Source organism: Sphaerisporangium sp. NPDC049002 (genome assembly GCF_040649355.1).
Lineage (GTDB): Bacteria > Actinomycetota > Actinomycetes > Streptosporangiales > Streptosporangiaceae > Sphaerisporangium.
On sequence record NZ_JBEZFH010000445.1, the window covers coordinates 1 to 1,508 of the forward strand.

General features: G+C 75.8%; 1 protein-coding gene. It reads right to left on the minus strand.

Features of this window, described 5'->3' with window-relative positions:
• The coding region (locus AB0B89_RS36395) for a beta-ketoacyl reductase (RefSeq protein ID WP_358562335.1) at positions 1–1,508 on the minus strand (1,508 nt) is incomplete at both ends.

Below are 1,508 nucleotides of genomic sequence, written 5' to 3' on the forward strand. Positions count from 1 at the left end.
GGCAACCGCAGCCCGGTCTCACCGTTCAGCCGGTTACGCAGCTCCACGGCGGTCAGCGAGTCGAAGCCCAGCTCGTTGAAGGCCCGGTCCATGCCGATGTTCTTGGCGTTGCCGTGCGCCAGGACGGCGGCCACGTGCGACCGCACCAGTTCGGCCAGGTGCCCTCGCGCCTCCGCCTCGGCCATCGCGCCCAGGCGCTCCGCCAGCCCGGACGAGCCCGCGGTGCGGCCCCCCGCGCTGGTGGCGGCCCGGCGCGGCGTACGGACCAGGCCGCGGAGCACGGAGGGCAGCCCGCCCGCCTCGGCGCGGGCGCGCAGCCCGGTGGCGTCCCAGCCGCTGGCGACGACCAGCGGTTCCGGGCTGGTCATGGCCGCGTCGAACAGGTCGAGGCCCTGCTCGGCGGTCAGCGGCGCGACCCCCGCGCGGGCGAGGCGTGCCGTGTCCGCCGAGGTCAGGGTGCCGGTCATGTCGGAGTCTGTGTCCCATAGCCCCCAGGCCACCGACACCCCGGGGAGACCCAGGGCCCGCCGGTGCGCCGCGAGGACGTCCAGGAACACGTTGGCCGAGGCGTAGTTGGCCTGCCCCGGGTTGCCCAGCACCCCCGCCAGCGAGGAGAACACCACGAACGCCGCCAGCGGGGCATCTCGCGTCAGCTCGTGCAGGTGCCAGGCGGCGTCCGCCTTGGGCGCGAACACCGTGTCCAGCCGCTCCGCCGACAGCCCCTCCACGGTCGCGTCGTCCAGCACCCCGGCCGTGTGGACCACCCCGGTCACGCGCGGGAGAACCGGGCCCAGCACCCCCGCCAGCGCGTCACGGTCGGACACGTCGCAGGCCGCCACCGTGACCCGCGCGCCGAGGCCCTCCAGCCCCGCGACCAGCTCAGCGGCACCCGGCGCGTCCGGCCCCCGGCGGGAGACCAGCAGCAGGTCCCGCACGCCGTGCCGTTCCACCAGCCGCCGCGCGACCAGGCTGCCCAGCCCGCCCGTGCCCCCGGTGACCAGCACCGTCCCCGAAGCCGGTTCACCGGGTACGGTCGCGGCGACCTCCCGTCGCGCCAGGCGGGGCACCGACACTCCTCCGTCCCGCGCGACCAGCTGTGACTCGCCCGAAGCGACGGCCGCCGCGACCAGCCCCCACCCGGAGAAGCCCTCGTCGGCGTCCAGCAGCACGAACGACCCCGGATGCTCCGCCTGCGCTGAACGCACGAGCCCCCACACCGACCCGGCGACGACCCCGGCGACCTCGGTGCCCGCATCCGGACCCGCCGCACCACGCGTGACCAGCACCAGACGGGAACCCGCGAAACGCTCGTCGGCCACCCACCCCCGCACCAGACCCAGCACCCGGCCCGACGACTCCCGCACCGACCCCGGCACATCCACAGAACCAGCCGCACACGAGACCACCACGAAATCGGGCACCGGCTCCCCCGCCGCCACCGCCACCCCCAACGCGTCCACATCCGCGAACCCGGAGAGCCCCGCCACCGGCTCACCCAGGAAGACCCA